This window comes from Nitrospina sp. 32_T5 (genome assembly GCF_052156635.1).
Lineage (GTDB): Bacteria > Nitrospinota > Nitrospinia > Nitrospinales > Nitrospinaceae > Nitrospina.
Map to the genome: position 1 here is coordinate 77,106 of NZ_JBQKUO010000002.1, position 13,963 is coordinate 91,068.

Sequence of the window (13,963 nt, forward strand, 5' to 3'; positions counted from 1 at the left end):
GCCAGCCATGTCCGAACCCACCGTCGCCCCGTCGCAGGAGCCCGCAATTCAGGTGCGGGGTTTGCGGAAAAGTTTCGGTCACATCGAGGCGGTCCGTGGCATTGAATTCGATCTCAAGTGCGGCGAATTCCTGACGGTGTTCGGGCCGAACGGCGCAGGCAAGACCACGCTCATCCGCATGCTGTCGTCGTTGACGCGTCCCACCAGCGGCAGTGCGATGGTGGCGGGATACGACGTGACGGCGAACGACCCCGCCATGAGGCGTGAAATCGGCGTCATCTCGCACGCAAGTTTTTTGTATGCGGACCTCTCGGCGTTCGAGAACGTGCAGTTCTACGCGAAGATGTACGGTGTGGACAAGCCGGCGGACCGGGCGAAGCAGGTCATCGACGAAGTCGGTCTGCTTCCGCGCATGCACGACCGCGTTCGTACGTTTTCCCGCGGCATGCTGCAAAGGCTGTCGATTGCTCGCGCCATCGTGCACGATCCGTCGATCCTGTTTCTCGACGAGCCGTATACCGGGCTCGATCAGCACGCATCACTCAAGTTGCGCAAACAGTTGGAAACCCTGCACACCCAGCACCGTACGGTATTGATGACGACGCACGATTTTGCGCGGGGGCTGGAAATGTGCGATCGTGTGGCCATTCAGGCGCGCGGCCGGTTTGTTCTGCACGAACCGGTGGCGAACATTGACAAGAGCTGTTTCGAAACCCTGTATCTGGAACAGATTGCCCGGTCAGGGTGATCACGTCCAGCAAAGGGACATTGGCCGCGGCGTGGTTAATCGGGCATAATGGACGGCTGAACCTGGTCATATACAAATGAACGGATACTTTCAACAGATCGGCGCCATCGCCGCCAAGGATTTCAGCACCGAGTTCAAGACGCGGGAGCTGTTCAGCTCGATGTTCGTCTTCGGCCTCCTGGTGATCCTGATCTTTATCTTTTCGGTCGATCTGAGCCTGGTCAATGCCAATGCCGTGGGGCCGGGCGTGTTGTGGGTCGCCATCCTGTTCGCGGGCACATTGGGACTCAACCGCTCGTTCACGCTGGAAAAGGAAAACGGTTGTTTGCAGGGACTCATCCTGACCCCGGTGGACCGCTCTGCGATTTATTTCGGCAAGATGGTGAGCAACCTTGCGTTTCTGCTTGTCATGGAAGCGTTCCTGCTTCCGGTGTTCATGGTGTTCTTCAACATCGATCTGGTATCGCACCTGGGACCTTTGCTCGTCGTGCTGTTTCTGGGAACGCTGGGGTTCAGCGCGCTGGGCACATTGCTTTCGTCGCTGTCGTCGAACCTGAAGACGCGCGAGATCATGTTGCCGATTCTCCTGTATCCGCTGATGGTGCCCATTGCCATCGGTTCCGTGCGCATGACCAGTCAGATCCTGATGGGCAAGACGCTTGCGGACAACCTCAACTGGCTGGGCCTGACATTGTGTTTTGACGTGATTTACATCGGTGTGTCCATCATGACCATCGATTACATTTTCGAGGAGTGAAGGAATGGACAACCTGGGATTTCTGTTCGCCGCCAATGCCTTCGTGTGGGGCGGCATACTTGTTTATGTGTTCACCCTCATGAAGCGGAACCGTTCGCTGAAGGCGGATCTCGACCTTTTGAACGAAACCCTCAACAAGGACAAGCGGCATGACTGAGCCTGCAAACGAAACAGCCGCCAACAACGGCGGCAATGGTTCGGTCCTGCTGGTGCTCACCATCGGTGCGGTGGTGGCGATGCTGGTCGCCATATATCTTTATGTGCCCACCGAACGCACCGAAGGTGTGGTCCAGCGCATCATGTACTACCACATTCCGTCTGCGTGGATCGCATTCTTCGCTTTCTTCGTGGTGTTTTTGTGCAGTATTCTGTTTCTATGGAAAGGGGACCGGGAATGGGACATCTACGCACATGCTTCGGCGGAAGTGGGCGTTCTGTTCTGCTCGCTCGTGCTCATCACGGGACCCATCTGGGCCAAGCCCATCTGGGGTACCTGGTGGGTGTGGGACGCGCGGCTGACTTCCACGCTGGTGCTGTGGCTGATTTATGTCGCCTACCTGATGCTCCGCGTGCAGACCGATGCCGGGTCCACCCGCGCCAAGTACGCGGCGGTGGTGGGCATTGTCGGGTTTCTGGATATTCCGCTGATCCATTTTTCGGTTCTGTGGTGGCGCACGTTCCATCCCAAACCTAAAATGATCACACCGGAGGGATTCGGCGCAGGCATGGACACGCCCATGATCATCACGCTGATGATCGCCCTCGGCGCGTTCACCCTGCTTTACTTTCTGCTCATGTCCCAGCGCGTCTCCCTCGAACGGATGAAAGATGAAGTCGACCGGCTCAAAAAAGAGAAACTTTACTCTCATTAAAAAGTACGCCGCAATCTACATTGTGCTGTTTGCAGGCGCGCTGATGGCGTTTGTCAGTCACTATTACGAAACGCCGGTGACGCCGGAAGAGGTTCAGGTGGCCTCCGTGCAGACGCAGGAACGGTCGGCGGTGGGGTACATGGCTCCGGGGTTCACCGTGCGCAACCTGAAAGGCAACCGCGTCAGCCTTGCGGACTTTGAAGGCCAGGTGGTGATCCTCAACCTGTGGGCAACGTGGTGCGGTCCGTGTCGTATCGAGATGCCGGGATTCGAAAACCTGTACCGGCGTTTTCGATCGGAAGGACTGACCATTCTCGCGGTGAGCCTGGACAAGGACAACGACCAGAAGGTGCGTGACTTCGTGGAGGAGTATGGGTTGTCGTTTCCGGTGCTTCTCGACGCACAACATAAAGTGGAGAGCCGGTACAATACCTTCACCATTCCTACCACCTATGTCATCGACCGCAAGGGGCGCATTGTAGCCGTGGTGGACGGGGCCAAAAACTGGGAGGCGCAGGAAACCTTCGACGCCCTCGAACTTTTACTCAAACCATCCTGAAACCTCCGGGGCGGCAGCCCCGTTATTTGTGAATTCCCACATGGAAGCGCATTCTGAAATTCTCTCAGCCAACAAACTGTTTTACGAAGCGTTCAACAAGCAGGATATCGACGCGATGAAATCGCTGTGGCAGGACGACGGCTCTTCCATCTGCATCCATCCCGGGTGGCCCGTATTGCGGGGCTTTGATTCCATTATCCAGAGCTGGAAGGACATTTTTGAAAACACGGATCACATGGAAATCCGTCTGAGCGACGTCAGTGTGGTGGTGTCGGGGGACATGGCCTGGGTGAGTTGCCAGGAGAACCTTTTTTCCATTCACATGGCGGGGGTCCAGAGCTCGCATGTGCACGCCACCAATCTGTTCCGCCAGACCAACGGTTCGTGGAAGATGATCCTGCACCACGCCGCGTCGGTGCCATCGCCTTCCTCCACCGGCGAAGACGAACATTAAGGCCACCGGCTTCTATTTATTTCAACTCCGCAGGTGACATGCCACCCAGTGGCCTGGCGTGGTTTCCTTCAACTCCGGTACTTCAGTCTCGCATTGTTTTTCCTTTATCGGGCAGCGCGGATGAAAGGCGCAACCTGCGGGTGGATTCGACGCGCTCGGTGCATCGCCTGCCACGATTTTATTCTTCTCTCGAGGACGGATGCCATCCATTTTCGGAATCGCGTCGAGCAGGGCCTCGGTGTAAGGATGGCCGGGAGAAGTATACAGGGCTTCGGCGGATGCCATCTCCACGATCCTACCCAGGTACATCACGGCCACCTGGTCGCAGAACATCTCCACCACACCCATGTCATGCGAAATAAACAGGTAGGACAATCCCATTTCGTCCTGCAATGACTGCAGGAGATTCAGGATCTGCGCCTTGATTGAAACGTCCAGTGCCGACACCGCTTCGTCGGCGACGATGAAACGGGGCCGAAGTGCCACCGCGCGGGCGATGCCGATGCGTTGACGCTGGCCGCCACTGAACGCGTGCGGGTAGCGTTTGGCATCATCGGGAGACAAACCGACTTTACGCAACAGCTCCGCCACACGGTCGCGGTGTTCGGATGGCGCGTCTCCATTGTGAATTCGAAACGGCTCTTCCAGGATTCTGCCGATGGTCATGCGTGGATTGAGCGAGGCGTATGGGTCCTGAAAAATCACCTGCATCTCTCTTCTTAGCGGAACCATCTCCGTATGCGAAAGGCTTGTGATATCCCGTCCGTCGAACACGATGCGTCCTGCGGTGGGATCGATCAGCCTCAACACCGCACGCCCGGCGGTCGATTTTCCGCACCCGCTTTCACCCACCAGTCCCAGCGTGCGGTTTTCCGGTATGGAAAACGAAATGCCGTCCACCGCTCGCACCCCGCCTGGGAAAACCTTTTTCAGGTTTTCGACAACAAGCAGGGAATCGTTGTTTGTGGGGGTGGATGTATTCATCACTCAATCGTTGGGATACCAGCAGGCCACCTGCCGGCCGGGTTCGGTGGTTTCCAGTTCCGGTTTTTCCGTTTGGCATTTTTGCTGCGCAGAGGGACAACGCGGATGGAACGGGCAGCCTGGAGGCAAATGGCCCAGCGCAGGCACACTGCCTTCCATTTCATGAAAACGTTTGCGTCGGGACTTTGCACCGGGGCGGGGAATCGATTCAATCAATCCCAGCGTGTAGGGATGACGCGGTTTGGAAAACAGGTCGCGTACCCGTCCCGTCTCCACAATGTCCCCGGCGTACATGATGAGTGCGCGTTGCGCGATATTGACGACGAGGCCGAGGTCGTGGGTGATCAACAACACCGACATGTCGCGTTCCTGCTGGATGCGTTGCAGGAATTCCAGAATCTGTGCCTGCACCAGTACGTCGAGGGCCGTGGTCGGCTCGTCGGCAATGAGGATCCCGGGATCGCACGCCAGGGCCATGGCGATCATGGCGCGTTGCCGCTGACCGCCGCTCAATTCATGCGGATAACATTTCCAGCGTGACTGCGGGGAGGGGATCTCCACCTGCCGAAGGAGGTCAATGGTTATTTCCCGCGCTTCCTGGGTGGCGATGTTGCGGTGCGCGCGCAGGGTTTCGACAATCTGCTCGCCGATGGTCAACACCGGGTTGAGCGACGTCATGGGTTCCTGGAACACCATGCCGATGTCGTTGCCGCGCACGGCACGTAATGCGTCGTCGTCCAGGGCCAGCAGGTCGCGTCCGTGGAATAGAACTTTTCCCGACACGATGCGCCCAGGCGGTTGTGGAATGAGACGCAGAAGGGACAGGGCACTCACTGTTTTGCCGCTTCCAGACTCACCCACCACAGCCAGCGTTTCTCCTGCGTTCAGTTTAAACGTGATTCCGTTGACCGCAGTGACTTCCCTTCCGTTGACGGTGAAACTCACCGTCAGGTTCTGAATGTCAAGTTCGGTATTGGATGCAGTCATAGGTCGGAAGTTTTGTGAAGGAGGGTGACTTGCGGGCAGTCCTTGGATTCCGTTCCACTCTCCGCAGGTTTCCGCCAGCCGCCCCCGGGCCTGCCATTTAAGTGCAGAACGGGGTCTCGTCCCTCTCGCCAGGAATATCGATTCTATCGTATCACTCTCAACCAATTCTAAGTCCGGACGCCGAATTTGCAAGCCGGGAATGGGTGGCGTCTACGGTATTGAACGGGTTGCAGATTTTGGATATGCTTGACCCTTTTGCGACTTCTTCCTACGGAATTCTATATGTTGATCTACAGCTGGAACGTCAATGGCATCCGTGCCGTGGCGAAAAAGGGCTTTGGCGACTGGATGGATTCGGTCGATCCTGACGTGGTGTGTCTGCAGGAAACCAAGGCGCACCCGGAGCAGGTCCCGCCGGAGGTGGCGTACCCCGAAGGCTACGAGGCCTACTGGTGCCCGGCCACACGCAAGGGTTACAGCGGTGTTGCGGTGTTTTCCAAAACCAAACCGAAACAAGTCCACTACGGAATGGGGATCGAACGTTTCGACTCGGAAGGACGTTACCTGCGCCTGGAGTATCCCAAGTTTGATTTGCTCAATATTTATTTTCCGAACGGCACCAGCGGCGACGAGCGGTTGCAGTTCAAGATGGAATACTATGACGCGTTTCTCGACCACTGCGAGACGCTTCGCAAAAAACAGAAGAAAAAACTGGTGATCTGCGGCGACGTGAACACTGCGCACAGGGAGATCGATCTGAAAAACGCAAAGCAGAACGAAAAAAATTCCGGTTTTTTACCGATGGAACGCGAGTGGATCGACAAGTTCATTGCGCACGGATACGTGGACACGTTCCGCGAGTTCTGCCGGGAACCAGACCAGTACACCTGGTGGACCTACCGGGCCAATGCGCGGGCCAGGAACATCGGGTGGCGCATCGACTACTTTTTTGTCACCCGGGACCTGCTTAAAAACGTCAAAAACTCCTTTATCACTCCGGAGGTTATGGGTTCGGACCACTGCCCCATCGGGCTCGAGATCGTTTGACGCGAAATCCGCCCTCACCTGTGATATTCTGGCGGTGACAGAAATTAGACCCCCACCGGGCCCCGGCGGCCCGTTTTTATTAGAAAGGATCATTCATGAGTTTTGAAGTGGATCGCTCCTATCACGGTTTTAAACTGAAAAAACAGGAAAAGCTAAAAGAGCTCAATTCGCTGGCGTTGTTTTTTGAGCACGAAAAAACCGGAGCCGAACTGCTGGTGATGGAAAACGACGACGACAACAAGGTGTTCAGCGCCACCTTCCGCACGCCGCCTTTCAATGACACCGGCGTGGCACACATTCTGGAACACAGCGTGCTGTGCGGCTCCCAGAAGTTTCCAGTCAAGGAACCGTTCGTCGAGCTCATGAAAGGAAGCCTGCAGACATTCCTGAATGCGATGACCTTTCCGGATAAAACCATGTACCCGGTGGCCAGCCGCAACCGGAAGGACTTCTTCAATCTGATGACGGTTTACCTCGACGCGGTGTTTTATCCGAAGATCACCGAGGAAATTTTCAAGCAGGAAGGCTGGCACTACGAACTGGACGCGCCGGAAGGGGATATCACCTACAAGGGGGTTGTCTACAACGAGATGAAGGGCGTGTTTTCCAATCCCGAAAGCGTGCTCGACCGGCACCTGGCACACTCGTTGTTTCCGAAAACACCTTACGGCTACGAGTCCGGTGGCGACCCCCTTCGCATTCCCCAGTTGACCTACGATGAGTTCAAGGAATTCCACCGCAAGTATTATCACCCGACCAACAGCCGTCTGTTCATTTACGGCGACGGCGATACCAACGAATACCTCAAGTACTTGAATGAAGAATACCTGATCCGTTTCGACAGGCTGGAGGTGGACTCTCACATCGGCCTGCAACGCCGCTTCAGTAAACCCAAGTGGAAGGACGTGCCATACGCCGTTTCCAAGAACGAGTCAGTCGAAAAGAAAACCTACGTCGTGGTCGGCATGAAACTGGGCAAGGCAACGGATTACGAGCATTGCCTGGCGATGGAAATCCTGAGCCATATCCTGCTGGGCAATTCCGCCGCGCCGCTTCGCAAGGCCCTGCTTCAATCCAATCTCGGATCGGAAGTCATCGGCGGCGGCTTCGACGACAACCGCGCGGAAACGCTGTTCGCCGTGGGCATGAAAGGTGCGGACCGTGAGGACGCGCAGAAAATCCTCGACCTCGTTTTCGACACGCTCAAGGACCTGGCGGAAAACGGCATCGATGAGGACCAGGTGAAGGCATCGGTCAATACCATCGACTTCAAGCTGCGCGAGGCCAACTTTGGCGGGTTTCCCAAGGGCATCGTGTACAACATCCAGGCCCTGGGGTCGTGGTTGTACGACGCGGACCCGATGGGGCATTTGAAATACGAAAAGTTGATGAAGAAGATCAAGAAAATGATGAACGAAGGTTATTTCGAAACGCTCATCAAAAAACACCTGCTCGATAACAATCACCGCAGTGTGCTGGTGCTGTACCCGAAACCGGGTCTGGGCGAGAAGCAGGATGCCAAGGTGAGAAAGGCGCTCCGAGAGATGAAATCCGGCCTTTCCGACAAAGACATCGAAAACCTGATCGAAGAAACCAGGGCGCTCCAGGAAATGCAGATGGCGCCGGACGCGCCGGAAGCGCTGGCCACCCTGCCTCGCCTGCATTTGAATGATGTCGAAAAAAAGGTGCCGAAGTTTCCCTGTGAGGTGAAACGGAAAGACAAGCCGACGGTTCTACTCCATGACCTGTTCACCAACAACATTGCTTACACGCAAATCTGCTTCGACACCAACGCGGTACCGCAGGATCAGATTCAATACCTGGGCCTGTTGGGACGCATGATTCTTGGCATGGGAACGAAGAAACGGGACTACGTGGAGATGTCGCAACAGATCGGCATCCACACCGGAGGCATTTCCCCCTCGCATTTTTCTTCCGTCACGTTCGATGACCGGAGCCACCTGCTCTCGTACCTCAATTTCAGCGGTACGGTGCTGATGGAAAAACTGGATGCGCTGTTCGACCTTTACGCCGAGCTGTTCACCGAGCGCGATTTCAGCAACACCGGCCGGCTGGTGGAGATCATCCGCAGTGCCAAGGCGAACATGGAAACGTCGATCGTGCCGCACGGCAACCAGTATGTGCTGTCACGGCTGCAGGCCTACCATTCCCGGCTGGGACAGTATGACGAGTGGACCGACGGACTCACCTACTTCCGGTTCCTGGAGGACCTCTACGAACGCGTTGAAAAAGATCCGGAGGCGGTGGCGGACGAGTTTCGCCAGGTGGCGGACAGGGTGCTCAACCGCGACAACATGCTGGTGAACATCACCTCTCCGGCAAAGGATTTTTCAAAAATCGACAAACGGGTGAAGCACCTGACGGAGATTCTGCCGGAGGGGACGCATCCGCGTGTGGATTACAAATTTGAGGCTCCCGCGCCGAACGAAGGATTCATGACCACCAGCACTGTTCAATACGTCGGCAAGGGTGCCAACCTGTATCAACTGGGCTACCAGTATTCCGGCAAGTTCGAGGTGGTGAAGGCCCTGTTGCGCACCGCGTTTTTGTGGGACCGTATCCGGGTTCAGGGCGGGGCCTACGGAAGCATGATCAACTTCGATCTGTATACCGGCGACCTGGGACTGGTCTCTTATCGCGATCCCAACCTGAGCGAGACACTGGACGTGTACGACGAGATCGGCGACTTCCTCGCCCACCTCGATCTCCCCGGCGAGGAGCTGGAGAAAATCATCATCGGGTGCATTGGCAAGATGGACCCGCCGCTCACGCCGGACCGCAAGGGTTCCATCTCCCGCGCCGAGTACCTGACCGGAATGACGCAGGAATTCAAGGAGCGGCGGCTGGAAGAGTTGATGTCCACGACACTGGAAGACGTGCGCGGTTACGCCGAGCTGTTCCACGCGGTGAAGGAAAAGGGGTCCGTGTGCGTGCTCGGCAACGCGGCGCGCATCAAGAAAGACGCGTCGCGGTTCGACCATCTGGTGGACGTTTTCAAATGAGCGGCACGCCCCTCAGCTGAGGGAACGGGCCGTTTCGAACGCGCGTTCCATGTCCGGCAGTTGACCGAGATCCGGCACCACTTCCATGTAGCGGATGACCCCGTCCTTGTCCAGCACCAGCACGGCGCGGGCGAGCAGGCGGTTCTCACCGATCAACAGGCCGCTGGCCTTGCCGAAGGTGGCTTCACGGTAATCCGACAGAAACAGGATGTTGTGAATCTTGGCCTCGCGTGCGAAGCGCTTTTGTGCGAAGGGGAGGTCGCGGCTGATGGTCACGAGCCGCGCCGTTTCATCCAGCCCCTTGTTTTCCTCGCTCAGAATGTGCGTCTGCTTTTCGCACACCCGGGTGTCGATCGACGGCACGATGCTGACGATGGTCACCTTGCCTTTGAATCCCTCCTTCAGGTTCACCATATTGAGACCCGCATCGGGGAGTAGCACGTCCGGCAGGGGTTGGTTGACCTGCAACGGCTCGCCCATCAGCGTAAGCGGTTTGCCACCCATGGTGACGTGGAATCCACTTCGCGCGGAAAGCGTGGTGGCCAGGAGGGCCGTGGTGAAGACCGTAATTAAAATCAAAGCGATGGATTTTCTCATGATGAATGCCTCGCTGTGGTTGGAATGAATATTGAGGTCCCGGTATTTAAATTGGGATGCCCCGCCGCCCGGTGGGGATTCGCCCGGACTTCTAAAATTTAACGATGGTCGCCCCGTCGCCGCCTTCGTGGCGCTCGCCGGGGGTGAACTCCTTGCCGATGCCGCTTGCCGCCAGGTAGTCGCGCACCATCGTTTTGATCTTGCCCATGCCGTGGCCGTGGATCACCGTCACCTTCGGCAGTTTGTTGACCACCGCCTGGCTGAGAAACAACTCCAGCGCATCCTGCGCTTCCTCCACGCGCATGCCGCGCAAATCCAGGGTACCACGTGGATGCGACTGCGACTCGGTTTGGACTTTCACCGTTTCCGTTTTCTGACTTTTACCGGAGGAGGGCGTGCGACGGATGTGGCCTTTCAGCCGTTTGGTTTCGACAACCGTAACGAGGTTGCCAAGGCGCACGCGCACGCGGTCTTTCTGTTCAGGATTTTCGAGGAGCACGCCGCAGGCATTGTAATCCTCGACCAGGATCTCATCCCCTTCCTTCAATTTGTCGGGCGGCACATCCCAGCCGTTGCGATCCGGACCGGTCTCTGACAATGGTGTGTGACCCAGTTGCCGTAGTTGTTTTTCCGCTTTACGCAGTTTCGGCAGGTCGCGGCTTTGCCGCACGCCGTCGATCAGGTGGCGGATTTCGCGTTTGGCTTCGCGCACGTAGGTCTGGATGCGCTTCGCCTTGGTCCGGGTGTAGTCTTTCTCCTGAGACCGCAGGGCATCGGTCAACTGCTGTTGCTCGCGTTTGAGAGCTTCGATGGCTTGCCTGTCACGGGCGATGGAATCCTTTTCGTTTTCCAGATCGAGTTTCTGCCGGTTGAGGTCCTGCAGGAGCGCTTCGGCGCGGCGGTCTTTTTCCGCGTAAATGCGGCGGGCGTGTTCGATGGTTTTCAGCGGCAGTCCCAGCCGTTGCGCCGTCTCCAGGGCCGCGCTGTCGCCGGGCACGCCGAAAACGAGGCGGTAGGTCGGCGCCATTTTATCGAGGTCGAACTCCATGCAGGCGTTCAGGAATCCCTCCTGCGTCTGAGCCAGTGTTTTGAGTGCGAGGAAATGCGTGGACACCATCGTTGTGAAGTTGCGCGCTTTCATTTCAAGCAGGATCGCTTCCGCCAGGGCCGCGCCTTCCTGCGGATCCGTGGCGATGCCCAGTTCGTCGAGCAGGATGAGCGCACCTGCTGTCGCCCCCTCCAGAATGTGGATGATTTTTTTGATGTGGCCGGAGAAGGTGGACAGGCTGAGCTCGATGTTCTGCTCGTCGCCGATGTCGGCGTACACTTCGGGAAAAAAGCGCATCTCGGAGCGGGGCCCGACAGGCAGGAACAGGCCGCACCGCGCCATCAGCGCCATCAACCCCACGGTTTTGAGGGTCACCGTTTTGCCGCCGGTGTTGGGCCCGGAGATGATGACAATGCGCGTGTCCGGGTTCCATTTGATATCGTTGGCCACCACTTTTGTGCCGTTCAGCACCAGTTCCGGATTGCGTGCGTGGTGCAGGGTGAGGGGGCCGTCCTCATGGAATGTATAGGGACGCGCATCCATCTTCCGGGCCAGTCGTGCGCGGGCGTGGATGCCATCCAGAGCCACCAGCTGCTGTTGGTTGCACATCAGCACGTCGGCGTGTTCTTTTATCTGAAGCGCAAGCGATTCCAGGATGCGCTGGCGTTCGCGTTGCACCGCGAGGCGTGCGAGCTTCACCTGGTTGTTGAGCGCCACCGCCTGCGTCGGTTCCATGAACACCGTCTGGCCGCTGGCGGAACTGTCGTGCACGATGCCCTGCAGCCGGCTTTTCGCATCGGCGCGCACCGGCAGAACCAGCCGCCCGTCGCGTTCGGTGTAGTAGGCGTCCTGCAAAATGTCCTTGTAGGAACCGGACATCAGCTTGCTCATCGTCGATTCCAGGTTGTCGCGGGCGCGAGCCGCATCGCGCACCGCCTGCTTCAACTCCGGCGAGGCGTCGTCCTTGATTTCGCCGTCGTCGTCGATGCACCGTTCGATTTCGCGGATGAGTTCCGGTACCGGTTCCAGTTGTGAGGCGTAAGGAGCGAGGTGCGGGGCCGATTCACGTTTGCCGAGGTAGCGCTTGAGATCGCGCACCAGCCGCAGGGATTCGGCAATGTGCAGGCAATCGGCCGCTTCGACCAGCAGGCGTTCACGGACGGAGGTGAGGGCGGGAACGAGATCGGAAAACACGCGAAGTGGAATCGATTCCACCTCGTCGAACAGTGCGACCATTTCCGAGGTTTCTTGAAGACGCGTGTGCGCTGCTTCGAAATCGCCGGCGGGGGATTCACTTTCCAGTAAAGAGCGGGTGAGGGAAGACATCGCCTGTTCGGCGAGGGCGCGTTGAATCCATCCCCAACCCAGCAGGGTCATCGACTGGTTCAGCGTGATGTCAGGCGATGGGACGTCCTTGGGGTTCATGGCACGGAGGCAAACTGGACTTTTTCTTCCAGGTTGATGGTGATGCGGGCGTCATAAAGCAATTCCGGGTCCCAACGCCGTTTGAAACCCGAGAGCAGAACTTCCAGGTCCGGTTCCACCTTCTCATGGAAGCTCACCCGCTGGGGGCCTGTGACGAACTTTCCGTTTTGTTCGCTCAACTCCTGGAAGGTCACCAGAAATTTTTTGTCGAAGTCCACCTGTTCCGCATTCAGGTACACTTCATGTTCAAGCAGGTTCTTGGCCACGATTTCGAACAGGTTCGGTTCTTTGTGAACCGCGAGCAGGGTGGTGATCTTGCCGTCGCGGATGTTCATATTTTCTTTTTCAGGTCCCGGCAGTTGCAGGGCAGCCATCTGCAAGCCACGCGTCACTTGTGCCCAGTGTATGTTGTCGAGGTGATTTTCCTCGCGCACCATTCGCAGGATGTGGGGATGCGGATCGCGTCTGGTTTTTTTCAACCATTCCACCAAAGGCGGGACCTCCGAGTCGGGCAGAAAATGCCCTCCGTGGGCCATTCCCTGTTCCCGGTGCTCGCGGTACTCAATTGTGTATTGGAGATCATTCAGGATTTTACGGATGCGTCGACTGTACTGGATCGGGAAAATCGGGTCGTGCACGCCCTGGATGCTGTAGATCGGCGTGTTCTTGAGATTCACCAGAAAATGAAGGTAGCGGTCGGTGATGGCCCCGGCGATGGGCACGATTCCCGCGAAGTGGTCCGGATAGAACATGCCCGTCATGTATGCGCCGATGGCGCCGTTGGACAGACCCGCCAAAAACACGCGGTTGTGGTCCACGGGATACTGCCGCTTGACCGACTGAATGAGGTCCATCACCATCTCTTCCGCACGCAGGGACCACCAGGCACCGGCCGGGTAGCTGGGGCAGAGAATGATGAAATCTTCGTCCTTAAGGCGCGGCAACCAACTCTTGACGGTGCGGTCGCCACTGCCACCCATACCGTGGAGGATGACGATCATGGGATAGTCCCGCCCCGCCTCCAGTTCCGGTGCGTACAACGCGTACGGGTAAGTCTGGTCGCCATTGGAGTATTCCAGATCCGTGTGCAGGCCAGGGGTTCCGCCGGTACCCCGTCCGACCTGTTTCAGGTATTGCTTGACCGCATTGTGAGGCGTGTTCTGCTTGTTCAGGCGGGCCAGCGCCTCCTGCTCGACCTGGGGGTCATTGGTGGACAGGTAGAGATCCACGTCGCCTTCCAAATCGTAAGGCGGTGGAGCCGCCATCTTCGGCGCTTCCGGGGGCGGCAGGCAAGCCACCAGGACGGCGGTCAGTAGTATTCCGCAAATGGCATTTCTCATACTCTGATCTTGACACAAACCGAGCCCGCAAGTAAAGACTGGGGACATTTCCTGGTTTAGAAAAAAGTGTTGATTTTAAACGCAAAGCTTCATAACATTTGAAAAGTGACTGGAGTCCAACC

The 13,963-nt window shown here is 57.3% G+C and carries 13 protein-coding genes; 8 read left to right on the forward strand and 5 right to left on the reverse strand.

Annotated features, from left to right (window positions below; all coding sequences use genetic code 11):
- The first annotated feature begins 7 nt into the window (after window positions 1-7).
- The 6 genes from ACTRW9_RS05150 to ACTRW9_RS05175 all read left to right on the forward strand — a co-directional run bounded on the left by ACTRW9_RS05150 (window position 8) and on the right by ACTRW9_RS05175 (window position 3,390).
- Window positions 8-748, forward strand: coding sequence for an ABC transporter ATP-binding protein (locus ACTRW9_RS05150; protein ID WP_442428543.1), 741 nt, complete (start codon window positions 8-10; stop codon window positions 746-748).
- 76 nt (window positions 749-824) lie between these two features.
- Window positions 825-1,505: a heme exporter protein CcmB gene (locus tag ACTRW9_RS05155; protein WP_442427220.1), complete on the forward strand. Its 681-nt coding sequence runs from the start codon at window positions 825-827 to the stop codon at window positions 1,503-1,505.
- Between the two features lie 4 nt (window positions 1,506-1,509).
- Window positions 1,510-1,662 (forward strand): CcmD family protein, encoded by a 153-nt coding sequence (locus ACTRW9_RS05160; RefSeq protein ID WP_442427219.1) that lies wholly within the window; start codon window positions 1,510-1,512, stop codon window positions 1,660-1,662.
- Complete coding sequence (gene ccsA / locus ACTRW9_RS05165; protein WP_442427218.1) at window positions 1,655-2,377, forward strand: cytochrome c biogenesis protein CcsA; 723 nt, start codon at window positions 1,655-1,657, stop codon at window positions 2,375-2,377. The genes ACTRW9_RS05160 and ccsA overlap by 8 nt, the downstream gene beginning before the upstream one ends.
- Complete coding sequence (locus tag ACTRW9_RS05170) at window positions 2,334-2,936, forward strand: peroxiredoxin family protein (RefSeq protein ID WP_442428544.1); 603 nt, start codon at window positions 2,334-2,336, stop codon at window positions 2,934-2,936. The genes ccsA and ACTRW9_RS05170 overlap by 44 nt, the downstream gene beginning before the upstream one ends.
- Window positions 2,937-2,976: 40 nt before the next feature.
- Complete coding sequence (locus ACTRW9_RS05175; protein WP_442427216.1) at window positions 2,977-3,390, forward strand: nuclear transport factor 2 family protein; 414 nt, start codon at window positions 2,977-2,979, stop codon at window positions 3,388-3,390.
- 21 nt (window positions 3,391-3,411) lie between these two features.
- On the opposite strand, the gene ACTRW9_RS05180 is transcribed toward ACTRW9_RS05175, so the two are convergent.
- Both ACTRW9_RS05180 and ACTRW9_RS05185 read right to left on the reverse strand, forming a co-directional pair.
- Window positions 3,412-4,374 (reverse strand): ABC transporter ATP-binding protein, encoded by a 963-nt coding sequence (locus ACTRW9_RS05180; protein WP_442428545.1) that lies wholly within the window; start codon window positions 4,372-4,374, stop codon window positions 3,412-3,414.
- A 3-nt stretch (window positions 4,375-4,377) separates the two neighbouring features.
- A complete protein-coding gene (locus ACTRW9_RS05185) occupies window positions 4,378-5,361 on the reverse strand; it encodes an ABC transporter ATP-binding protein (protein WP_442428546.1) in 984 nt (327 codons plus the stop codon).
- Between the two features lie 282 nt (window positions 5,362-5,643).
- On the opposite strand from ACTRW9_RS05185, the gene ACTRW9_RS05190 reads away from it, so the two are divergent.
- Window positions 5,644-6,408 (forward strand): exodeoxyribonuclease III, encoded by a 765-nt coding sequence (locus tag ACTRW9_RS05190; RefSeq protein ID WP_442427213.1) that lies wholly within the window; start codon window positions 5,644-5,646, stop codon window positions 6,406-6,408.
- A gap of 95 nt (window positions 6,409-6,503) precedes the next feature.
- Entirely contained in the window at window positions 6,504-9,431 is a 2,928-nt protein-coding gene (locus ACTRW9_RS05195; RefSeq protein WP_442428547.1) for an insulinase family protein, read from the forward strand.
- Between the two features lie 12 nt (window positions 9,432-9,443).
- Here the strand turns inward: ACTRW9_RS05195 and tpx are convergent, their stop codons facing one another.
- The 3 genes from tpx to ACTRW9_RS05210 all read right to left on the reverse strand — a co-directional run bounded on the left by tpx (window position 9,444) and on the right by ACTRW9_RS05210 (window position 13,841).
- Window positions 9,444-10,028 (reverse strand): thiol peroxidase, encoded by a 585-nt coding sequence (gene tpx / locus ACTRW9_RS05200; RefSeq protein ID WP_442428548.1) that lies wholly within the window; start codon window positions 10,026-10,028, stop codon window positions 9,444-9,446.
- Window positions 10,029-10,119: 91 nt separating this feature from the next.
- Entirely contained in the window at window positions 10,120-12,501 is a 2,382-nt protein-coding gene (locus tag ACTRW9_RS05205; RefSeq protein ID WP_442428549.1) for an endonuclease MutS2, read from the reverse strand.
- Window positions 12,498-13,841 carry a hypothetical protein gene (locus tag ACTRW9_RS05210; protein WP_442428550.1) on the reverse strand — a complete coding sequence of 448 codons (1,344 nt, stop codon included), beginning with the start codon at window positions 13,839-13,841 and terminating at the stop codon, window positions 12,498-12,500. The genes ACTRW9_RS05205 and ACTRW9_RS05210 overlap by 4 nt, the downstream gene beginning before the upstream one ends.
- Window positions 13,842-13,963: the final 122 nt, after the last annotated feature.